This window comes from Amycolatopsis coloradensis, assembly GCF_001953865.1.
Taxonomy (GTDB): Bacteria; Actinomycetota; Actinomycetes; order Mycobacteriales; family Pseudonocardiaceae; genus Amycolatopsis; species Amycolatopsis coloradensis.
Genome location: NZ_MQUQ01000012.1, coordinates 25613 through 45899, shown reverse-complemented (window position 1 = coordinate 45899; position 20287 = coordinate 25613). Strand labels below are relative to the sequence as shown.

Here is a 20287-nt window from a genome sequence, read left to right as displayed (position 1 = left end):
GGCCGGGAGGGCGCGTGCCTACTTTTGCCGGTCTTTTTCCGACAGTCGATGATGTGGGCGCCCGGGTTCGGTATAGGTTCCCCGGGGACCAGACTTTCAGGGCAGGGGGAAGGCAGTGGCAACGGGCACGACGGTATTCAGCAGGGTGACGGTGGTCGCGCCACGCACCCGGATCGACGTGGCTTTGCCGGCTGACGTCGCGGTGGCGGACCTGCTGCCCATGCTGTTGGAAATGGCGAAGGAGGCGACGCCGGACGGCGGCGCCCGCCACGGCGGCTGGGCATTGGCGAAGCTGGGCGACGCGCCTCTCGACCCGAGCCGGACTCTCGCGTCCCTCGGTGTCGTGGACGGCGAACTCCTGCAGCTGCGCAAACGCAACGAGAACCCGCCTCCGCCGCTGTACGACGACGTCGTCGACGCGATCGCCGAATCGTCCCCGGACAGCTTCCGTCCGTGGACGAAGGAGACGGCACGTCGCTTCGGGCACATCGCGGGCGGCCTGGCGCTGTTCTTCGCGGCCCTCGCACTCTTCACCAGCGGTTCGTTCTACGGCGGCAACGCACTCGCCGCCGCGATCGCCGGCGGTGTCGGCGCGATCGCGTGCGTCGCGATCGGCGCGACGCTGGCCAAGGCCTACAAGGCCGAGGCGACCGGCGTCCTGATCGCCGCGACGGGTGGTCTCTCGCTGGCCTTCGTCAGCGGGTTCTACATCGTGCCGGGGCTGTCCCTGTGGGCGAACCTGCTGCTCGCGAGCGCCCTCGTGATCATCGTGGCGGCGGTCTGCATCCTCGTCATCGGGCACGGGATCACCACCTTCATCGCGGCCGCGACGACGGCGACGATCTCGGCGCTGACGTTCCTGGCCGCGACGCTCATCGACACCCCGATCGCCGGTGTCGCCGCCGGCGCAGTCGCGTTCTCGCTGGCCTGCATCTCGATCCTGCCGCGCGCGACGATCAAGCTCGCGGCCCTCCCGACGCCGCACGTTCCCGGCAGTGCCGAAGAACTCAAGGAAGACTCGGGCTTCCCGGACTACCGCGCCATCGAGCGCCGCACCGCGGTCGCCCACGAGTACATGACGGGCCTGCTGACCGGTTGCGGCGCGGCCACGGCGCTGTTCGCGATCATCGCCTCGACGTCGCCGTCGATCTTCGGCCCGATCCTCGGCGTGGTCGCCACGCTGGTCTTGCTCCTCCGGGCGCGGGCGTACGCGAACGGCGCGCAGGCCATCGCGCTGCTGACCACCGGAATGGTGTCGGGCGCGGGCATCTTGCTCGGCTGGATGTGGTCGGCGAGCCCGCTGAACCGCGTCCTGTTCGTGTTCGGCGCGCTGCTGCTGATCGGCGCCGGTGCGCTCGTGGTCGGCGTGATCTTCCCGAACCAGCGCTTCTCGCCGCCGCTGCGGCGGACCGTGGAGATCTTCGAGGCCGTCTTCATCGCGACGGTGCTCCCGCTGGCGCTCGGTGTCATGGATCTCTACACGACGCTGCGCCACCTCAACTTCAAGTGACGACCCGATCGGATGATGCTCTGATGGCCGCAGCGCGGAAGTCCAGGGGGACGCGCGTCCGCCACCTCGGCCTCGCCGGACGTACCGGAACGGTACTGCTGGCGGCCGGTATCGGTGTTCTCTCACCCGCGTCGGTGGCACTTCCCGCGTGGGCGCAGCAGAGCAGCGTCCCGGCGGACGCCGGTGGCTACTACGCGACCCCGCCTCCGGTGGACACGAACAAGAAGCCGAACGACCCGGGCAAGCCGGACAAGACCTACGAACAGAAGACGCAGTGCGTGCAGCGCAGCAAGCTCGGCGGCGACCAGGTCGACATCAAGAACCGGCCGTGGGGCCAGGAGTACCTGCAGATCGAAAAGGTGCACCAGCTGATGCGCGGCGCCACCAAGTCGATCGGCGGGGGCGTCAAGGTCGCCGTGATCGACACCGGCGTCACCGCGCACCCGTACTTCGGTGGCCGTGTCGAATCGGGTGGCGACTACGTCGCGACTCCCAACGGCGGCAAGGCCCCTGGACTCGAAGACTGCGACGGCCACGGCACCGAGGTGGCGGGGATCATCGCGGCGAATCCGCCCGACGCGAGTATCGGGTTCCGAGGGGTCGCGCCGGACGCCACGATCCTGTCGATCCGTCAGTCGAGCCAGAACTATGAAGAGGTGGAGAAGAAGGCGGAACCGCCGGCCTCGTCGAGTGCCGCTCCGCCTGCTTCGTCGAACAATCCGGGTTCGCAGCTTCCGCCGTCCTCACAGGGGAACGGCGCTGTCGGCGGCGCGGCGGACGGAACCGCACCAGGCCAGGACAAAGGCGGGCGACAGCAGGAGCAGGGCAAGACCGCGGGCACGCTGACAACGCTCGCGCAGGCCGTGGTCAGGGCTGTCGATCGCGGGGCCAAGGTGATCAACATGTCGGTCGACAACTGTCGCCCGGCCAGCGGGAGCATCGCTCCCAATGAGCAGGTACTCCAGGCGGCCGTGCACTACGCCGTCGAGAGCGACGTGGTGGTCGTCGCGGCGGCGGGCAACGTCGGCGACAAATGCCCGCAGAACGACCAGCCGGACCCCAAGTCCCCCAAGACGATCGTCACGCCGCCGTGGTTCGCCGACGACGTACTGTCGGTCGCGGCGATCGACGACACCGGTGGTGTCGCGCAATTCAGTGTCAACGGACCGTGGGTCAGCGTCGCCGCACCCGGCACCAAGATCATTTCGCTGGACCCGGCGGAAGGGTCGAGCAGCCTGGCCAACCTGACCATCGAGGGCAACGGGGAACCCGGCGCCATCCAGGGGACCAGCTTCGCCGCACCGTACGTCGCCGGCGTGGCCGCACTCGTGCGCGCGAAGTTCAGCGGTCTGAGCGCGCGTGAGGTGATGAACCGGATCAAGGCGACGGCGCAGCACCCCGCGGCGCCGGGCGGGCGGGACAACTTCGTCGGCTTCGGGGTCATCGACCCGATCGCGGCGCTGACGGCGATCGTGCCGTCGGAAGCGGACAAGGCCAAGCCGGTTCAGCTGCCCACGGATCTGCCGCCCGCGAACGACCGCGATCCCGCCCCGATGATCGTCGCGCTCGCCGGAACCGGCGGGGGCCTGGTGGCGCTGCTCGTCACGCTGTTCGTGGTGCACTCGGTCCGCCGCAACCGGCCGACCACCTCACCAGGCCGCAAGACCCCGTAGGCCGAGCGACTTCAGCGGGCAAAGTGCGATCTGCCCTGGACTCGCCTCCGCGCCGTCCGGATCGCACTTTGCCCGCTAAAGTCGCGCCCCCCGTGAGGGCACCTATTTGGCGGGCTTGGGCTTCGGAGCGGGTTTCGGCGGGCTGTCGTCCTCGCCGATCACGGGCGGGACGACCTGGCCGGGCTCGCCGACCACATCGGACGGCTTCGAGGAGGGGCGCGTCTTCGACTGGTGAGCCGTCCGGCCTCCCCCGCCCATGCCCATCCCCATCGGCGCCATCCCCATCGGCATCATCGCCGTCCCCGACCCGGCCACGGCCTGGCCTTGAACCGGCGGGGCCGGCACGGGCGCGACCCCGGGGATCGGCGCCTGTCCCTGCTCGATCAGCGGCTCCTGCGACCCGGTCTTCCGGCCGTCGGCGGGATCGGCGGCCGCGGACGGCGACGTCGACTGTTCCTCGGCCGCGGCCCCGGAATCCGGTCCAGCGGCGACCTTCTCCGCGGCCGGCGCACCCGCCGCCGCGGAATCGTCATGGAGCTTGAACTCGTCCTGCGGGTACCGGTGAGCGATCTCGATGCTCCGCGAAGCAGCATCGGGATCGTCGACTCCGTCACAAAGCCTCACAAAGCCTTCGAGGACGTCGCGCCCGGCTTCGAACAGCGCCTTGGCCGACTCCTGCGCCTCCTCCAGCTGAGTTCGCGCCCGCCGAACGCCGCCGACCGGCAGCATCGCGGTCTCGGAGGTCAGTTCGGCCGTGTCGACCAGGATCTCGACAAGGTCGGTCAGGATGCGACGGATCGACGACACCAGCTCGTCGAGCGAGCCCGCCAGCGTGTTCAGGGCGTCTTCGACGTCGGAGCCCGCGATGTTGATATCCCTGATGTACGCGACGAACGCATCGGCGTCCTTGCCGGACCATCCGGCGTCGAGACGGCCGAGGTCTTCCGACAGTTCCTTCGACACGGTGGCCGCGGTCATCGCCGCTTTCCGGAGCCTGCCCGCCTCGTCCTTCAGGTCCTCCCAGCGTCCCGCCAGCGGGGTCAGGTAGGCCTCGACCGGATCGATCAGGCCCAGATGACCGGACAGTTCCGAAACGAAGGCGAGATGCGGCTCCGCGGCCCCGATGAGGTCCTCACCTCCCGAGCCGGGCGCGGTTAGCGGGCTAAACGCGCTCGGCGCCGCGACGGGAACCGCAGGGCGCGCGGACCTCATCGGGTGCGGGATGGAATCGGTCGGGGTCTCCGACTCGGCGATCATGCGGTTCAGAGCTCCACGGCGTGCTTGATCATCTGGGCGGCCTCGTCGTCATGCCCGGCGTGCCGCGCGGTCACCGTGTGCAGGGCCTCCGACGCCGATCGCAGCGCGGCCGCGCCTTCCACCAGCTGACGCCGGATGGCCTCGGCCGCACGTCCGTAAGACGCGCCGAGGCCCAGCTCCTCCCCCAGCGTGCCGTGCGATTCGACGGTGATGCCGTCTCCGGTCACGTCGGCGGCCGCCAGCTCGAGTTCCCCGGCGGCCGCGTCCACCCGCTTCGCGTAGTCACCGACGACGGTGCCGTCGATCTTCAGGCCGGTCACTGCGCCCTCCACTCACCCGACAGTGCTTGGGCGTTGAGACGCTCGTGCCGCCTCAGGGGTTCCCGCGATCAGTTTCCCGAAGAAGACTGCTGCCCCTGCGTCGCGACCGATCCGGCCCGGTCGTCGATCGGCACCGTGTCGAACGCGCGAAGCACGTCCTGCGTGTTCAGCGAAGCGCCGACCGGCAGGATCCTGACGATCGACTCCGGTGCGGGCACACGCTTGTTGAGCCCGATCGAGTCCGCCGTGACGGCGTCGGGAACGCCGTAACGGATCCCGCGGTCGGAGATCAGCTGGATCGGGCCCTTGTCGAAGGTCTCCTTGCCGGTCGCCGACTGGACGACCGCCGCGAAACCGGGCTCCATGAAGAAGCTGTTGATCGGCGCGCCGACCGGGCCGGGAGTACCGATCTTGACCCCGGGCGCGGATCCGTCGGCGTTCCTGCCCTTCGGCAGCTTGTCGTCGACGAACACCGCGGTGTGACCGTCCCTGCCGGCGCCGTCGCCGGCGATGGACCAGCTGAGGCAGGACACCCGGGAACCTTGAGTCGCGTTGAGCACCGTCGGCACGGTCTGGGGGTAGGCGTCGAGTTCGACGAAGCCCGGTTGCCCGGCCGCCACCCGCGTGACGTTGCGGATCTTGCCCAGCGGTACGGACATGACCGAAGTGCTGCCGTCGTTCTTCCCGGTCTGGACGATATCCGCGACGGCCGGGGAAATGGACTGGATCCCTTCCCTCGTGATGAGGTGGAAGTCCTTCCGCCCTTCGGCCTGCTCGGTGGAGAAGACGTCGCCGACCTTCATGTTTTCGATTTCGAAGTTGGGGTTCTCGCCCTTGCCCGTGACGTCCGGCAGCTTCAGCTCCGGCACCTCGGGGATCGCGTCCAGCAGGCCCTGGGAGATACCGCGAGGCTGGTCGGGCAGCTTCAGCGCGGAGAGGACGGCACTGGCGTCGGGTTTGATCTCGGCCTTCACGGCGTTCGCGTTCGGGAGGTTGGGGTTCGCCGCCAGCCGGTAGATCAGGTAGGTCCTGCCGTTGGCGCCCTTGGCCAGCAAGGCCTCGTTCTGGCCGAGCTCACGGTTCCCGAGCTGTTTCACACCCGCGTAGACGGTCGTCTCGGTCTTCGTGAGATCCGGCCTCGGCACGGTCGGGTCGTACATGACCTCGTCGCACACACCCCAGTCCGGGGCGACACGCTGGCCTTCCGTCGGCATCAGCTGCGGGCCGTTGGGAATGCCCATGAGCTGGCCGCGGGGGATGTTCTTCAGCTGTTCGTCCGAAACGACTGTGGGGTTCTTCACTTCGGAGGCTTGCGCGGGCCCGGCGGGCTTGCCGCCCGCCTGCTGCGCCCCCTGCTTCGACTGCGCGATGATCAGCAGCCGCGCGGAAGCGAGGTTGAAGGTGGGAATCAGTTTCTTCGGATTCCCCGCCACGACGTACACCGTTCCGGACTGTTCACCGATGACGATGTTGCCCGCCTCCGGAACGGAGGGTTTCGGGCTCAGCAGTCCCCAGATGACGAAGACCAGGACACCCAGCGCGGCCAGCACGACGCCCACGATGGTGGCTCGCGTGTGCGTGCGCATCGGGTCGTGGAGCATGACGGCGTCGCGACGGACCAGCGCGGATTGCATCCGGCGCAGAACGAACTGATAAGCCTGAACTTGAGACTTAGTAGTCGGTGTTGATGGCATTCTCGACCTACAGTCCTCCCCGTCGCGGTACGGTTCCGCAGGATAGCCGTACGGGGACCGTCTGGTGTGGGGTTTCTACCAACTCCAGCTAGTGTCAAGTTCCTCGGGACCGGCTTTCCGGGTACGCAGCACGCACGAGGGGAAGAGAAAGCGCGGATGTCCGTCACCACTCCTCCACGTCCGCCCGGCCCTCCGGGGTCTCAACCTCCGGGTCGCCCGCCGGGGCCGCCGCCAAGGCCCGGCAGACCGGGTGGACCCGGTGGCCCGGCCGGCGGCCAGGGAGGCCCCGGTGTTCCTCGTGGACCCGGTGGGCCCGGTGGCCCTGGCGGACCGCAGGGTCCAGGTGGCCCGGGCGGTCCAGGAAGGCCTGGGGGTCCCGGCGGACCTGGTGGCCCGGGAGGACCTGGTGGCCCTGGTGGCCCGGGCGGTCCTCCGTCCGGCGGCCCCGGCCCACAGCCTGATCCTCCGTCCGCCCCCGCGCCGCGGATCGCCGCGCCGACGAGGCGCCGGACCGGCGGGATCAACCTCGGTCCGCTGCCCGTGGCGAACCTGGTCGTGCTCGAACTCGGGCTCGCGATCGGTCTCGTCCTCCTCGCGATCGACATGAAGCTGAAGTATGTCGCGATCGGCGTGTTCGGGGTCGCGATCATCATCGCGTTCCTGCGCTGGGGCGGCCGCTGGTTCACCCAATGGGCTGGACTCACCCTGCGGTACATGGTCCGTTCGCATGATCGCGTGGCGACGCCGCTTCCCCCGAGCAGCATCGAAACGCTCGCCGCCGAAGAGGACGCCGTCACCGGCCCGGACGATGCCCGGGTGAACCTGCTTCGCCTCGCGGTTCCCGATCTCGTCGTCGCGCACGGTGTCGACCACGAGCGCCAGCAGGTCGGCCTCGCGTGGAACGACGGGACGTGGACCGCGGTCCTGCTCGTCGAGCCCGCGCCGGCGCTGATCACACAGGCCGACGGTGCGCCGAGCCTGCCGTTGTCCGCGCTCGCGCCGTGCCTGGAAGACCGCGGCGTGGTCCTCGACTCGATCCAGATGATCTGGCACTGCTACCCGGGCAGCGCGTCCCTCCCCTCGGACTCGCCCGCGCTCAGCTCCTACATGGAGGTGCTCGGCCCGCTTCCCGCGGCCGCGCGGCGGACGACGTGGGTCGCCATCCGGCTCGACCCGCGCCGGTGCCCGGCCGCCATCCGCGAACGCGGCGGCGGCGTCGTCGGTGCGCATCGCGCGCTGATCGGCGCGCTGTCGCGAGTACGCAACGCCTTGGAATCGCAGGGCGTGCCGACCCGGCCGCTCGACCCGGACGAGCTGCTGCGGTCCAGCATTTCGGCCGCGGAACTGACCGCTGTCGCCGGTTCGCCCGCGAAAGTCGGCTTGCAGGAGCGCTGGACCGGCGTCACCGCGGCGGGCATCGGACACGCGAGCTACGCGATCACCAGCTGGCCGAAGGGCAAGATCAGCAGCAGCCTGAACGCGCTGACCAGTGTCCGCGCGCTGTCGGCGACGGTGGCGATGTCGATCTCGCCGTCCGCCGATGAGGGCAAGATCGGCTTGCGGGGAATCGTGCGCTTGAGCGCGCGGAACCCGCGTGAACTGGACGCGGCCGACCAGCGGCTGCAAGGTGTCTCGGAACGGCTGGGCGTGGCGCTGACGCCGTTGCGTGGCCTGCAGATCTCCGGGTTCTCCGCGACTTTGCCGATCGGAGGCACGGCATGAGCACCCGTATGCGTGACGCCGGCCAGAACGCCGGTATCGCCCCGGAATTCACCGTCGACCCGGCGATGCTCGACGCGATCAGCCCGTCCGGCGACCGAGGCGGGATCGTCCTCGGCTCCGGACTCAAGGGCGAGCCGCTGACGATTTCCGCGCTGCGCTCGACACCGACCCGGATCGTGCTCGTCGGTGGCCTGTACCTGGCTCGCCAGGTGGCGCTGCGGGCGATGGCGGTCGGGGCGTGGGTCGTCGTGGCGACCGGGCGGCCGGCCGCTTGGCAGGTTCTCCCTCAGGCGGCGGGCAATCAGCCGAACGGCAGGCCGTCGCCACTGGTGCAGATCCGGCGGCTGTCGCCGGTGGACCTGCCGCGGCCGTCCGAGGACGCGCCGCTGCTGGTGGTGACCGACGGCGGCCCGACACCGCAGGACCTGTTCCCGCCGCGGTCGCCGTGGCAGACGACGGTCTACGTGCTGCCCTATCTGCACCCGCAGGCCGGGGCGACCGCGAACGCGGCCGACCTGGTGCTGATGCAGCGGCTCCCGCCAGGGCAGGCCGAACTGGCCGCGCGGATCTGGCGGCTCCCGCCGCAGATGATGAAGCAGCTCACGACGTTGAAGGACGACCAGGTCGTCGCCCTCGGCCGGAACCTCTGGCGCCCTCTCCGCCTGGTCACCACCGCGAAAGAGCAACAGCTCCTGGGCCCGGTCCGCCGCGGCGACTGACCCGGCGCGGCGACTTCAGCGGGCTAAGTGTGCTCTGCGGGGGCACTGTCCATATCGGACAGTGCCCCCGTTTCCGTCCCGTCCCGTTTGACGATTAGGCGGCTAAAGTCGAAGTGGCGCGGGAAGGTTGTCCGTCAAGGGGCAATCGCGCGGACTGTGGACAAGCCGGGGGTTGTGGACAAGTGGCCCCTGAAGGGCCGCTGATGGCCGGGTGGTGTCGGTCCCGTCGATCACCGTGTCGATATGACCAAGCCCTTCGATTCATCCCATCTCCCCGACGTCTTCCGCGGCTCCGAGGCACGCAAAGCGGGCCTCATCACGGCGAGCCAACTACGCGGTTCCAGCGTCCGGAGGCTGTTCCAGGACGTCTACACGCGCGCTGACGTGGAGGTCACACATGAGCTGCGCTGCCGAGGCGCCGCGTTGCTGGCGCCTCCGGAAGCCGTGCTGACCGGGCGATCGGCCGCGACCGTGCAAGGCGTCGAGCTGGCCAGGCCCCTTGATCCGGTCGAGATGGTCGTGCCCGAGAAATACCGCTTCGGCCCGATCGACGGGATCAAAATTCGGCGTACTGAGATCAAACCCGAGGAATCGGGGCCATGGAATGGCATCCGTATCGCGCGTAGGACCCGGATCGCGCTGGATCTGCTTCTGCGGCTTTCTCCTCGAAAATCCGGATGGGTGCGGCGGCTCCGCACGGGCGTGCCGGATCTGGACCAGTTCATGAGAGCCCAGAAGCTGCACGATCTCCATCTCAACGGGGAGTTCTACGGTCGCCGCAATCGAGGAATCCGCTTGGCCAGGCATGCCTTGCGACTGTCCGATCCTCGCGCGGAGTCGCCTCCGGAATCGGACGTTCGCGTCGTGCTGGCCGCCGCCGGAATCGCGGCGACACCTCAGTTCGAGGTCATCTCTCGAACGGGCCATTTCGTCGCTCGCCTCGACCTGGGAGACGAGGAGTACAAGGTCGCGATCGAATACGACGGACGATGGCACAACACGCCGGAGCAACGAGCCCACGATCGCAAACGCCGAAGACGAGCGGAGGCCGAGGGCTGGCGCTTCGTCATCGTCACCGCGGAAGACCTGGCGACTGATTTCCAAGGCATCGTCGAGGCCGTCTGGCGGGCCCGCCGCGGCGCGGTCAGCCCGCTGACTGTGCCGCGGCCGGGTCAGGAGGGGGTGCGCATGGCGCGCGTTTGATCGGCACGGGCGGCGAGTTCCGTGTCCGGCGGGTAGTCGACGGCCATCAGCGTCAGGCCGTGTGCGGGAGCGACAGCGCTATCGCGCGTGCGGCTCTCCAGGACGTCGCCGGGCCAATCCGGCCCACGACGGCCGTCGCCGACCAGAAGCAGCGCCCCGACCAGGCTGCGCACCATCGAGTGGCAGAACGCGTCGGCGGAGACGTCGACCTCGACCGCGTGTGGTCCGGTCCGCCGCCAAACGAGCCGCTGCAACTCGCGAATTGTTGTGCTGCCTTCGCGCTGCTTGCAGAAGGCCGCGAAGTCCTGAAGTCCCAAGAGGGACGCCGACGCCTCGTTCATCGCGTCGACCGAGAGCGGCCGTCCCCAGGCCAACGTGTCGTGACGCCGCAAGGGATCCACGCCCCACGGCGCGTCCGAGACGCGGTAGCGGTAATGCCTTCGCACGGCGGAGAACCGCGCGTCGAACCCCGATGCGGCCACGCGAGCGCCCAGCACCCGCACGTCGCCCGGCAGGTATCGATTCCAGCGGTGACACATCCGCCCCAGATCGGGAATGCCCTGCCGGTCCAGTTCAAGGCGACCGGATCGCGTTTTGCCCGCTAAAGGCGACACGTCGACGTGGACCACCTGGCCGGCCGCGTGCACACCGGCATCGGTGCGGCCGGCGACGACGACGGACTTCGGGACCGAGGCTCCTGGAGGCTGTTTCGCAAGCGCCTCTTCGAGAAGTCCCTGAACGGTGCGCCGACCGGGCTGCCTCGCCCAGCCGGAGAAATCGGTGCCGTCGTAAGAGACATCCAGACGCAGACGAACGAGCCCGCCCTCCGCAGTGGGAGTGGCGGGCTCGTCCGGGGTGTTCGGTGCCGTCAGGACGTCAGTCCTTCTTGCTGTCCGCGTCCGCGGCGGGGGCCTCAGCGGCCTCGTCGGCGGCGGGAGCCTCGGTGGCCTCCGGAGCCTCAGCGGCGGCCGTGTCGGCTGCCTCAGGGGCCTCGGTGGTCTCCTCGGCGGCCGGAGCGGCAGCCTTCGGCTCGTCCTTGGCGAACTTCGTCTTGCGCGCGGCCTCGGCCTCGGCGGTGACGGTCTTCTCGGCCACCAGTTCGATGACGGCCATGGGGGCGTTGTCGCCCTTGCGCGCCATCGTCTTGGTGATCCGGGTGTAGCCACCCGGACGCTCCGCGAAGAACGGACCGATCTCGGCGATCAGCTTGTGCACGACATCCTTGTCGCGCACGATGCGCTGGATCTGACGACGGTTGTGCAGGTCGCCCCGCTTCGCCTTCGTGATCAGCTTTTCGGCCAGCGGGCGCACCCGCCGGGCCTTCGCCTCGGTCGTCGTGATCTTGCCGTGCTCGAACAGCTGAGTGGCCAGGTTGGCCAGGATCAGCCGCTCGTGCGCGGGCGACCCGCCGAGACGGGGTCCCTTTGTGGGGGTGGGCATCGGTTCTCCTCGTTCAGCTCACAGCTGGAGGCCGGGGCTCCCCCACCCCTACCGGTGAGGGAGTCGAAGCTGGCCTTACAGCTGCTCCGTCTCTGCGTAGTCCTGGCCATCGTCGTGGCCATTGTCCGAAATTCCGTCCGTGATGCTGTCGACGCCCTCGGACCAGCCTTCACCGTCGTAGCTGGCCGCGGCCGCGGTCGGGTCGAACCCGGGCGGGCTGTCCTTCAGCGCGAGGCCGAGACCGACGAGCTTCAGCTTGACCTCGTCGATCGACTTCGCACCGAAGTTGCGGATGTCCAGCAGGTCGGCCTCGCTGCGCGAGACCAGTTCGCCGACGGTGTGGATGCCCTCACGCTTGAGGCAGTTGTACGACCGGACGGTGAGGTCCAGGTCCTCGATCGGCATCGCGTAGGCGGCGATGGTGTCCGCCTCCTGCGGCGACGGGCCGATCTCGATGCCCTCGGCGTCGACGTTCAGCTCGCGCGCGAGACCGAACAGCTCCACCAGCGTCTTACCGGCCGACGCGACGGCGTCCCGCGGCGTGATCGACGGCTTCGTCTCCACGTCCAGGATCAGCTTGTCGAAGTCGGTGCGCTGCTCGACACGGGTCGCCTCGACCTTGTAGGTCACCTTCAGCACCGGGGAGTAGATGGAGTCGACCGGGATCCGGCCGATCTCCGCGCCCGCCTGCTTGTTCTGCAGGGCCGGAACGTAACCGCGGCCACGCTCGACGACGAGCTCGATCTCGAGCTTGCCCTTGCCGTTCAGCGACGCGATGTGCAGATCCGGGTTGTGCACGGTGACACCGGCCGGGGGCACGATGTCGGCAGCGGTGACCTCACCGGGGCCCTGCTTGCGCAGGTACATGGTGACCGGCTCGTCCTCTTCCGAGGAGACCACGAGCTCCTTGAGGTTCAGGATGATGTCGGTGACGTCTTCCTTCACCCCGGGAACGGTGGTGAACTCGTGCAGCACGCCGTCGATGCGGATGCTCGTCACGGCCGCGCCCGGAATGGACGACAGCAGCGTGCGCCGCAGCGAGTTGCCGAGCGTGTAGCCGAAGCCGGGCTCCAGCGGTTCGATGGTGAACCGGGAGCGGGTCTCGTTGACCGTCTCTTCGCCGAGAGCCGGCCGCTGGGAAATCAGCATCTGTCCTAATTCCTTTCCAAACGGCGCCCGCCATATGACACCGAAAGGGATGGCGAAACGGCGGCGCACTCCGGGCGCCGCCGCCGTGCCCACACCGGGCCGGGGAAGACCCCGGCCCGATGATGGATCACTTCGAGTAGAGCTCGACGATCAGCTGTTCCTGGACCGGAACGTCGATCTGAGCGCGCTCCGGGAGCTGGTGGACCAGCACCCGGAGGTTGGACGGAACAACCTGGAGCCACGCGGGAACGGGACGTTCGCCGAACGACTCCTTGGCAGCGACGAAGGGCAGCATCGCGAACGACTTCGGCCGCACGTCGATGATGTCCCACTTGCTGACCTGGTACGAGGGCACGTTGACCTTGACGCCGTTGACCACGAAGTGGCCGTGGCTCACCAGCTGACGCGCCTGACGGCGGGTGCGGGCGATGCCGGCGCGGTAGATCACGTTGTCCAGACGGGACTCGAGGATCTGCAGCAGGTTCTCACCGGTCTTACCCGGACGCCGGACGGCTTCCTTGTAGTACCGGACGAACTGACGCTCGAGAACGCCGTAGGTGTAGCGAGCCTTCTGCTTCTCCTGCGACTGCAGGAGGTACTCGGACTCCTTGATGCGCCCGCGGCCGTGCTGGCCCGGCGGGTAGGGGCGACGCTCGAAAGCCTGGTCGCCGCCGATGAGGTCAACCTTGAGGCGACGGGAAATACGCGTCGCGGGGCCGGTGTAACGAGCCATTTCTTCTTACTCCTCCCCGTTCCTCAGACCCGGCGCCGCTTGGGCGGGCGGCAGCCGTTGTGAGGCTGCGGGGTCACGTCCTGGATGGTGCCGACCTCGAGGCCGGCCGCCTGCAGCGAGCGGATCGCCGTCTCGCGGCCCGAACCCGGGCCCTTCACGAAAACGTCGACCTTCTTCATGCCGTGCTCGGCAGCCTTGCGGGCGGCGTTCTCGGCGGCCATCTGCGCGGCGAACGGGGTGGACTTACGCGAGCCCTTGAAGCCCACGTGACCACTCGACGCCCACGCGATCACGGCACCGGTCGGGTCCGTGATCGAGACGATGGTGTTGTTGAAGGTGCTCTTGATGTGCGCGTGGCCGTGCGCGACATTCTTCTTTTCCTTACGGCGGACCTTCTTGGCCCCCGCCGCGGTACGAGACTTCGGTGGCATGTTCTGAGGGTTCTCCTGTTAGCGCGCGTTCTCTTGGTGAGCGGCGACCGCTTCGGCCTGGCCGCGCCGGATGATCGATCCGGCGTCGGTGTACAGGTTGCGGAGCGCCATCGGGCGGGCGTAGAGCGCCTTGGGCGAGACACATGCCGAGCCGCGGCGGTGGACGCCGCCCATCTGCACGACCTTCTTGCCCTGGACGCTCACTTCTTGCCAGCCTTCTTCTTGCCGGCGACCGTCTTCTTCGGACCCTTACGGGTACGGGCGTTCGTCTTGGTCCGCTGACCACGGACGGGAAGTCCGCGACGCCAGCGAAGGCCCTCGTAGCACCCGATCTCGATCTTCCGACGGATGTCGGCGTTCACCTCACGGCGAAGGTCACCCTCGACCTTGAAGTTCTCCTCGATGTAGACCCGCAGCTTGGCGAGGTCGTCATCGCTCAGATCCTTGACGCGAGTGTCCGCGTTGAGCTCGGCAGCCGCGATGAGCTGCTTCGAGCGGGTACGGCCGATGCCGTAGATGTAGGTCAGCGCGATCTCCAACCGCTTTTCGCGGGGGAGGTCTACGCCAGCGAGTCGTGCCATTGGCGTTGATGCTCCTTCATAGAATTCATCTTCAGGTCTGCTCCCCGTCCGGTCCCGGGACCGACTCGCCTGTCGTGCCCTTGGCTTGCGCTTCGGGTGTCCCGGCCCCGGCCTGAAGTCCGGGGGTGAACCGGGCCGTTCGCACGGCCCGGCAGGTGCGGGGAGATTGTGTAGCCGTCAATCCACTCTGTACGAGTGCGAGTGATCAGCCCTGCCGCTGCTTGTGCCGCAGGTTCTCGCAGATCACCATGATCCGGCCGTGGCGGCGGATCACCTTGCACTTGTCGCAGATCTTCTTGACGCTCGGCTGGACCTTCACGTCTCCTGCTCTCCTGCTTGTGCTAACTCGTCGTGATCACTTGTAGCGATAGACGATGCGACCACGAGACAAGTCGTAGGGCGAGAGCTCCACGACAACCCTGTCCTCGGGCAGGATGCGGATGTAGTGCTGCCGCATCTTGCCGCTGATGTGTGCAAGGACCTTGTGGCCGTTCTCCAACTCGACGCGGAACATCGCGTTGGGGAGCGGCTCGACTACGCGGCCTTCGACCTCGATGGCCCCGTCTTTCTTGCCCATGTCCTCCGCATTTCCTGTCGCTACGCTGTGTTATCAGTCAGAGCTTGAGTGCTTGGCTGGGTGGTGCTTCGGCACACCCCACCCCGGGTCCAATGTCCGTTCGCGAGAATTCACGAGCGCGCAGGATCCGGGCGCGATGAGTACACCGACTTGACAGTGTACGCAACCCGTGTCGCGAGGCCCAAACGGGGGGTAACTGTGTTACGCGCCCCCTGGGCTCGCCGGAAGCGACCTCCCCCATCGTACGCCTCCGCCGACCTGCGTTTAGCGGGCTAATCGCGACGCGCTGGGCCTGCGCCCTGGTCGCGTTCGGCGGCCGAGGCGCGCCCAATAGGGGCGGCACCCGGGAGCCTCAAGGGCGAGCCTCGGGCACTGCGGCGACCAGCGGGCGGACTTGCGTTTAGCGGCCTAAGTGCGATCCGGGGCCACCTGCGTTCAGCGGCCTAAGTGTGATCCGAGCCCACCTGCGTTTAGCGGGCTAATCGCGACGCGAGGATCGCGATTAGGGGGCTAAACGCAGGCCGGGGCGCACTTGCGTTTAGCGGGCTAAACGCGATCCGGAGGCAGCGAAGGGTCAGGCGTCTTCGGGGGCGGTCAGCACCCACGGGCCGTCGTCGGTGATGGCGACGGTGTGCTCCCAGTGCGCGGCCCGCGAGCCGTCCGCCGTCACGACGGTCCAACCGTCGTCGAGCTCGACGGTCTCCCCGCCGCCACCGGTCAGCATGGGCTCGATCGCGAGCGCCATCCCGGCCTTGAGCCTTGGGCCCTTGCCGGGCTTACCGAGGTTCGGCAGGAAGGGGTCCATGTGCATCTGGCGCCCGATCCCGTGACCGCCGTACTCGACGATCATCCCGTACTCGATGCCGTCTTCCCGGCCGGCCTTCTCGGCCGCGGTCTGCACGGCGTGCGAGATGTCCGTGAGCCGCCTGCCGGACGACACCGCGGCGATCCCCGCCCACATCGCCGCCTCGGTGGCCGCCGAAAGCGCGAGGTCCGCTTTCGACACCTCACCGATCGCGAGGGTGACGGCGGAGTCGCCGTGCCAGCCGTCGAGGATCGCGCCGCAATCCACGGAGATGATGTCGCCCTCGTTCAGGGCGCGTGTCTTCGACGGGATGCCGTGGACGATCTGCTCGTTCACCGAAGCGCAGATCGACGCCGGGAAGCCGTGGTAGCCCTTGAAGGAGGGCACCGCGCCGGCGTCGCGGATCGTCTGCTCGGCGAGTTCGTCGAGATCGGCCGTCGTCGCCCCTGGCTTCGCGATCTCGCGCACCGCGGTGAGGGTGCGCCAGACGACCAGACCAGCCGCCCGCATCGCCTGAAGCTCACCCGGGCTCTTGAGTTCGATCATGCGCCCACGACGAAGCCGTTGCAGTACACGCAGTCCTCCGAGATTCACGTGCGGTCGCGCAGCGCTTCCAGCACGCGGGCGGAGATCTCGTCGATCGAGCCGACACCGTCGACCGTGACCAGAATGTCCGCGTAGTACTCGAGCAGCGGAGCGGTCTCGGACACGTAGATCTGCTGGCGACGACGGATGACCTCTTCGGTGTCGTCCGAGCGGCCGCGGGACAGCAGCCGCTCGACGACGACGTCTTCGGAGACCTGGAGCTGGATGACCGCGTTCAGCTCGGTGTCGACCTCGCCGAGGATCTCACCGAGGACGTCGGCCTGCTTCGTGTTGCGGGGGAACCCGTCGAGCAGGAAACCGACCTTGGCATCGGGTTCGGCAAGGCGCTCCCGCACCATCTCGTTCGTGACCGAATCGGGCACGAGTTCACCGGAATCCAGGTAGCGCTTGGCTTCCCGGCCCAGCGGCGTCTGCTCGCCCACGTGGGCGCGGAACAGATCGCCGGTCGAGATGTGCGGGATCCGGAGCTTCTCCGACAGTGCTACCGCCTGAGTACCTTTGCCCGCGCCAGGAGGGCCAACGAGAACCAGGCGCGTCACTTCAAGAACCCTTCGTAGTTACGTTGCATCAGCTGGCTTTCGATCTGCTTCACGGTGTCGAGACCGACACCGACCATGATCAGCACAGCCGTGCCACCGAACGGGAAGTTCTGATTGTTCCCGCTACCGGTGACGGACAGGAAGAAGTTCGGAAGGATCGCGATGATGCCCAGGTACAGCGAGCCCGGCAGGGTGATCCGGCCGAGGACGTAGCTGAGGTACTCCGCGGTGGGACGGCCCGGGCGGATACCCGGGATGAAGCCACCGAACTTCTTCATTTCTTCCGCACGCTCGTCCACGTTGAACGTGATCGTGATGTAGAAGTACGTGAAGAAGATGATCAACGCGAAGTACAGCAGGACGTGCGCCCAGCTGGACTGGTTGACGATGTAGTTCTGGATGAAGACCTGCCAGCCCGCGTTGCTGTTGGCATCACCGACGAGGCGGCTGATCAGGTCCGGCAGGTAGAGCAGCGACGAGGCGAAGATGACCGGGATGACACCGGCCTGGTTCACCTTGATCGGCAGGTAGGTCGAGGTCCCGCCGTACATGCGGCGGCCGATCATGCGCTTGGCGTACTGCACCGGGATCCGGCGCTGGCCCTGCTCGACGAAGATGACACTGGCGATGATCACCAGGCCGAACACGCAGATCAGGGTGAAGACCACCGGGCCGGCGCTGCTGAGGATGTTGCCACCCTCGATCGGGATCCGGGCCGCGATGTTCAGGAAGATGAGGACGGACATGCCGTTGCCGACGCCGCGCTCGGTGATGAGCTCACCCAGCCACATCATGACGGCGGTACCGGCGGTCATCGTGATGACGATGATGGCCAGCGTGTAGACGCTGTTGTCCGGGATGATCGCGGTGTCGCACTGCGGGAAGAGCTGCTTGCGGTCGGCGAGCGCCACCACACCGGTGGCCTGAAGGATCGCGAGGGCGATCGTCAGGTACCGGGTGTACTGGGTCAGCTTGCCCTGACCGGCCTGGCCTTCCTTCTTCAGTTCCTCGAACCGCGGGATGACCACGGTGAGGAGCTGGACGATGATGCTCGCCGTGATGTACGGCATGATGCCGGTCGAGAACAGTGACAGCTGCAGCAGTGCACCGCCACTGAACAGGTTCAGCAGCTGATAGACGCCCTCCTGCGACCCGGTTTCCGTACATTTCTGGACGGCGGAGTACGAGATGCCCGGGGCCGGGATGGTGGCACCGATTCGGTAGACCGCGACGATGGCTAGCGTGAACAGGATCTTCTTACGTAGATCCGGCGTCGCGAGAGCCGAGCGGAAGGCGCTGAGCACGCGGGGGACCTCCTCGGCGTCGTCGGCTGTCTTACCGACGATCGGCTTGGCCGACCTGGGGCCGGCGGGAACACACAGCTTTCTGGCACAAGCCAGGAACGCTTCGGGGCACACTCGTCCCGAAGCGTGTCGCCGACTCTAACAGCTTCACAGGGCGTGTCCGCAGTGCGTGTGGGTTTTCCGAACGAAGGTTGGTCCGCAAGGTTGATCGACATCCGCTTCTCGCTCTGAAACCTTGACAGATCGCCTTGTCGTCCCTTGCTTTCCGGGCCCCATCAGATCGCGATCAGGGGGCTGAACGCACCGTGATCAGGGGGCCGGTTCAGGAGCTCGACGCGGCCAGGGCTCCCGCCATGCCGAGCAGCACGACGCCGGTGCCGCGATCGACGTTGCGCGTCGCGCGGCGGGACAGCCGGAGCGACTTCACGAGCGCGCCTGCCCCGATGTAGGTCGCGCCCGCGACGAACTCGGCGAGCAGATAGACGGCGCCGAGGATCGCGATCTGGACAGGAAAGGAGCCGTGAGCTGCATCGATGAACTGGGGTACGAACGCGGTGAAGATGAGGATCGCCTTCGGGTTCGTGATCGCGACGACGAATTCCTTCCGCGCGATCCGGAGAGCCGGTACGGATTCGGTGTTTTGCGGCCCTGTGACCAGCGCAGTCCGTCCGCCGCGGAACGTCGACCAAAGCAGCCGTCCGCCAACCCAGACCAGATAGGCGACGCCTGCCCACTTGATCACCGTGAGTGCACCTTCGGAGGCCGCGAGGAGCTGACCGAGCCCTGCCGCGACAGCCGCGATCAGCATCATGAATGCAGCCAATCGGCCTAACAGGCCTGCCAGCCCTTTCCACACACCCTGTGTCATGCCGTGGTGCAGGCCGAGCAGATTGTTCGCCCCTGGCGTAAAAGCCACGAGCACCGCCGCACCGAAAAAGACCAGCGCCCAAGTCATCGGTCACCTCCTCCTTCACCGTATCGACCGACGCGAGCGCGTTTAGCGGACTAATCGCGCTCCTTTGGGCTGGGATCCGGCGGAGAGGCGAAGGCCGAATAGTCCGGCGGAGGTGTCGGCTGTGGTTCCGGCGGTAGCACAGCGATGGAAATACCATCTTTCGGAGTGGGCATGTCCGCGAGCCCCGGGTCGCCGCCCACCGGGACCTCGGCCTCCTCGACACGGTGACTCACGATCGCCGCTACCGCAGCCGCGACCACTGCCGCGAACAGAGCCCATATGCCGGCACTGAACGTCGTCGACGATTCGGTGGGTTCTCCCAGCTGATTTCCGAATCCCAGCATGGTGACGGTGAAGACGACTCCGGCGAGGAACACCACCCCGATGGTCACGAGCCATCGATCCAAGCTTCCCGGCCGCCGGAAGAAGGTGGCGCGGGCACTCACGATCGTGGCCACCAGCAGGATCGCCGCAGCGATCAGGAGAGGAATACCGACAGGCGACGTCGACGTCGTGAGGCTGTGTCCTTCGGGCTGGTTGACCACTGTTTCCCACGCGCCTTGGACGACGACGATCACGAACTTGTCGCTGCGATCGAGGTCGAGGCGATGCTCCGTGCTGAAGAACGGGAAGAAGCAGCCGACGAGCGTCAGGATCAGCGCCAGGGCCGCCAGGCCCGCTGCCACCAGCCTGCGAGGCTCAGGTTGGCCAGAGCGGACCGGCGCGCTAGCGGGGTCTATGGGCCCCTGCACCGAGATGACCGTCGGCGGCGCGACCGGCTGCGGTGGGAAGGGCTGCTGGTCCTGCCGAGGAGGCGTGTCCACCTCCCGATCCTTCCAGCACAGACCCCCAACCGCCACGCTCGGCGCCGGTTGCGTTTCGCCCCCTAATCGCGATCTGAGCGGCGAGCACCTGGGCGACCGGCGGATCGCGATTAGGGGGCGAAAGTCGCTCTGTTCGCGTCTGGCCCCGGATCACGATTAGGGGGCGAAACGCAAGTCAGCGGGAGCGCCGGGGAGAAGGGACCGGATCGCACTTAGCCCGCGAAAGTCGAAGCCGCCGGGAGGAG

Annotated in this window: 22 protein-coding genes; 5 read left to right on the top strand and 17 right to left on the bottom strand. The window is 67.7% G+C overall.

The window, feature by feature from the left end; genetic code table 11:
- The first annotated feature begins 145 nt into the window (after window positions 1-145).
- Together eccD and mycP are read left to right on the top strand one after the other, a co-directional pair.
- Window positions 146-1510 carry a type VII secretion integral membrane protein EccD gene (gene eccD / locus BS329_RS21415; RefSeq protein WP_084750067.1) on the top strand — a complete coding sequence of 455 codons (1365 nt, stop codon included), beginning with the start codon at window positions 146-148 and terminating at the stop codon, window positions 1508-1510.
- Between the two features lie 23 nt (window positions 1511-1533).
- Window positions 1534-3183, top strand: coding sequence for a type VII secretion-associated serine protease mycosin (gene mycP / locus BS329_RS21410; RefSeq protein WP_076163023.1), 1650 nt, complete (start codon window positions 1534-1536; stop codon window positions 3181-3183).
- 102 nt (window positions 3184-3285) lie between these two features.
- Here the strand turns inward: mycP and BS329_RS21405 are convergent, their stop codons facing one another.
- The 3 genes from BS329_RS21405 to eccB all read right to left on the bottom strand — a co-directional run bounded on the left by BS329_RS21405 (window position 3286) and on the right by eccB (window position 6454).
- Window positions 3286-4440, bottom strand: a complete 1155-nt coding sequence (locus BS329_RS21405) for a WXG100 family type VII secretion target (protein WP_076163022.1) — start codon at window positions 4438-4440, stop codon at window positions 3286-3288.
- Window positions 4441-4445: 5 nt separating this feature from the next.
- Window positions 4446-4760 carry a hypothetical protein gene (locus BS329_RS21400; protein ID WP_076163021.1) on the bottom strand — a complete coding sequence of 105 codons (315 nt, stop codon included), beginning with the start codon at window positions 4758-4760 and terminating at the stop codon, window positions 4446-4448.
- Between the two features lie 68 nt (window positions 4761-4828).
- Window positions 4829-6454 carry a type VII secretion protein EccB gene (gene eccB, locus BS329_RS21395; RefSeq protein WP_076163020.1) on the bottom strand — a complete coding sequence of 542 codons (1626 nt, stop codon included), beginning with the start codon at window positions 6452-6454 and terminating at the stop codon, window positions 4829-4831.
- Window positions 6455-6994: 540 nt separating this feature from the next.
- On the opposite strand from eccB, the gene eccE reads away from it, so the two are divergent.
- The 3 genes from eccE to BS329_RS21375 all read left to right on the top strand — a co-directional run bounded on the left by eccE (window position 6995) and on the right by BS329_RS21375 (window position 10098).
- A complete protein-coding gene (eccE, locus tag BS329_RS21385; RefSeq protein ID WP_076163019.1) occupies window positions 6995-8176 on the top strand; it encodes a type VII secretion protein EccE in 1182 nt (393 codons plus the stop codon).
- The gene (locus BS329_RS21380) at window positions 8173-8895 is read left to right on the top strand and encodes a hypothetical protein (RefSeq protein ID WP_076163018.1); all 723 of its coding nucleotides are present in this window, start codon (window positions 8173-8175) and stop codon (window positions 8893-8895) included. Before eccE ends, BS329_RS21380 begins: the two co-directional genes overlap by 4 nt.
- Before the next feature lie 243 nt (window positions 8896-9138).
- Window positions 9139-10098 (top strand): endonuclease domain-containing protein, encoded by a 960-nt coding sequence (locus BS329_RS21375; RefSeq protein ID WP_076163017.1) that lies wholly within the window; start codon window positions 9139-9141, stop codon window positions 10096-10098.
- On the opposite strand, the gene truA is transcribed toward BS329_RS21375, so the two are convergent.
- From truA to BS329_RS21305, 14 genes are all read right to left on the bottom strand, one after another.
- Window positions 10068-10901, bottom strand: coding sequence for a tRNA pseudouridine(38-40) synthase TruA (truA, locus tag BS329_RS21370; RefSeq protein WP_244197263.1), 834 nt, complete (start codon window positions 10899-10901; stop codon window positions 10068-10070). The genes BS329_RS21375 and truA overlap by 31 nt on opposite strands.
- A 73-nt stretch (window positions 10902-10974) precedes the next feature.
- Complete coding sequence (gene rplQ, locus BS329_RS21365; RefSeq protein ID WP_076163016.1) at window positions 10975-11538, bottom strand: 50S ribosomal protein L17; 564 nt, start codon at window positions 11536-11538, stop codon at window positions 10975-10977.
- A 75-nt stretch (window positions 11539-11613) separates the two neighbouring features.
- Window positions 11614-12687: a DNA-directed RNA polymerase subunit alpha gene (locus BS329_RS21360; protein WP_005166811.1), complete on the bottom strand. Its 1074-nt coding sequence runs from the start codon at window positions 12685-12687 to the stop codon at window positions 11614-11616.
- Window positions 12688-12814: 127 nt separating this feature from the next.
- On the bottom strand, window positions 12815-13420 hold the full coding sequence (gene rpsD, locus BS329_RS21355; protein ID WP_037314696.1) for a 30S ribosomal protein S4: 606 nt from the start codon (window positions 13418-13420) through the stop codon (window positions 12815-12817).
- Between the two features lie 23 nt (window positions 13421-13443).
- Window positions 13444-13851, bottom strand: a complete 408-nt coding sequence (gene rpsK, locus BS329_RS21350) for a 30S ribosomal protein S11 (protein WP_004558885.1) — start codon at window positions 13849-13851, stop codon at window positions 13444-13446.
- An 18-nt stretch (window positions 13852-13869) separates the two neighbouring features.
- Entirely contained in the window at window positions 13870-14055 is a 186-nt protein-coding gene (locus tag BS329_RS21345) for a hypothetical protein (protein ID WP_004558884.1), read from the bottom strand.
- Window positions 14052-14432 (bottom strand): 30S ribosomal protein S13, encoded by a 381-nt coding sequence (rpsM, locus tag BS329_RS21340; RefSeq protein WP_005166805.1) that lies wholly within the window; start codon window positions 14430-14432, stop codon window positions 14052-14054. The genes BS329_RS21345 and rpsM overlap by 4 nt, the downstream gene beginning before the upstream one ends.
- A gap of 205 nt (window positions 14433-14637) precedes the next feature.
- The gene (rpmJ, locus tag BS329_RS21335; RefSeq protein WP_004558882.1) at window positions 14638-14751 is read right to left on the bottom strand and encodes a 50S ribosomal protein L36; all 114 of its coding nucleotides are present in this window, start codon (window positions 14749-14751) and stop codon (window positions 14638-14640) included.
- 36 nt (window positions 14752-14787) lie between these two features.
- Window positions 14788-15009, bottom strand: a complete 222-nt coding sequence (gene infA / locus BS329_RS21330) for a translation initiation factor IF-1 (protein WP_005166804.1) — start codon at window positions 15007-15009, stop codon at window positions 14788-14790.
- A gap of 574 nt (window positions 15010-15583) precedes the next feature.
- Window positions 15584-16360, bottom strand: coding sequence for a type I methionyl aminopeptidase (map, locus tag BS329_RS21325; RefSeq protein WP_076163015.1), 777 nt, complete (start codon window positions 16358-16360; stop codon window positions 15584-15586).
- A 44-nt stretch (window positions 16361-16404) separates the two neighbouring features.
- Window positions 16405-16959, bottom strand: coding sequence for an adenylate kinase (locus tag BS329_RS21320; protein ID WP_076163014.1), 555 nt, complete (start codon window positions 16957-16959; stop codon window positions 16405-16407).
- On the bottom strand, window positions 16956-18263 hold the full coding sequence (gene secY, locus BS329_RS21315; RefSeq protein ID WP_076163417.1) for a preprotein translocase subunit SecY: 1308 nt from the start codon (window positions 18261-18263) through the stop codon (window positions 16956-16958). Before secY ends, BS329_RS21320 begins: the two co-directional genes overlap by 4 nt.
- A gap of 322 nt (window positions 18264-18585) precedes the next feature.
- Complete coding sequence (locus tag BS329_RS21310) at window positions 18586-19218, bottom strand: LysE family translocator (protein WP_076163013.1); 633 nt, start codon at window positions 19216-19218, stop codon at window positions 18586-18588.
- Window positions 19219-19268: 50 nt separating this feature from the next.
- A complete protein-coding gene (locus BS329_RS21305; protein ID WP_244197243.1) occupies window positions 19269-19904 on the bottom strand; it encodes a hypothetical protein in 636 nt (211 codons plus the stop codon).
- Window positions 19905-20287 lie beyond the last annotated feature (383 nt).

Coding starts and splice junctions, on each gene's coding strand:
- rpsD (WP_037314696.1), bottom strand. CDS start 13,420: ATGGCTCGTTACACCGGCCCCGCGACGCGTATTTCCCGTCGCCTCAAG.
- BS329_RS21360 (WP_005166811.1), bottom strand. CDS start 12,687: ATGCTGATTTCCCAGCGGCCGGCTCTCGGCGAAGAGACGGTCAACGAG.
- map (WP_076163015.1), bottom strand. CDS start 16,360: ATGATCGAACTCAAGAGCCCGGGTGAGCTTCAGGCGATGCGGGCGGCT.
- eccB (WP_076163020.1), bottom strand. CDS start 6,454: ATGCCATCAACACCGACTACTAAGTCTCAAGTTCAGGCTTATCAGTTC.
- infA (WP_005166804.1), bottom strand. CDS start 15,009: ATGGGCAAGAAAGACGGGGCCATCGAGGTCGAAGGCCGCGTAGTCGAG.
- rplQ (WP_076163016.1), bottom strand. CDS start 11,538: ATGCCCACCCCCACAAAGGGACCCCGTCTCGGCGGGTCGCCCGCGCAC.
- BS329_RS21310 (WP_076163013.1), bottom strand. CDS start 19,218: ATGACTTGGGCGCTGGTCTTTTTCGGTGCGGCGGTGCTCGTGGCTTTT.
- BS329_RS21380 (WP_076163018.1), top strand. CDS start 8,173: ATGAGCACCCGTATGCGTGACGCCGGCCAGAACGCCGGTATCGCCCCG.
- rpsM (WP_005166805.1), bottom strand. CDS start 14,432: ATGGCACGACTCGCTGGCGTAGACCTCCCCCGCGAAAAGCGGTTGGAG.
- rpsK (WP_004558885.1), bottom strand. CDS start 13,851: ATGCCACCGAAGTCTCGTACCGCGGCGGGGGCCAAGAAGGTCCGCCGT.
- BS329_RS21405 (WP_076163022.1), bottom strand. CDS start 4,440: ATGATCGCCGAGTCGGAGACCCCGACCGATTCCATCCCGCACCCGATG.
- mycP (WP_076163023.1), top strand. CDS start 1,534: ATGGCCGCAGCGCGGAAGTCCAGGGGGACGCGCGTCCGCCACCTCGGC.
- BS329_RS21375 (WP_076163017.1), top strand. CDS start 9,139: ATGACCAAGCCCTTCGATTCATCCCATCTCCCCGACGTCTTCCGCGGC.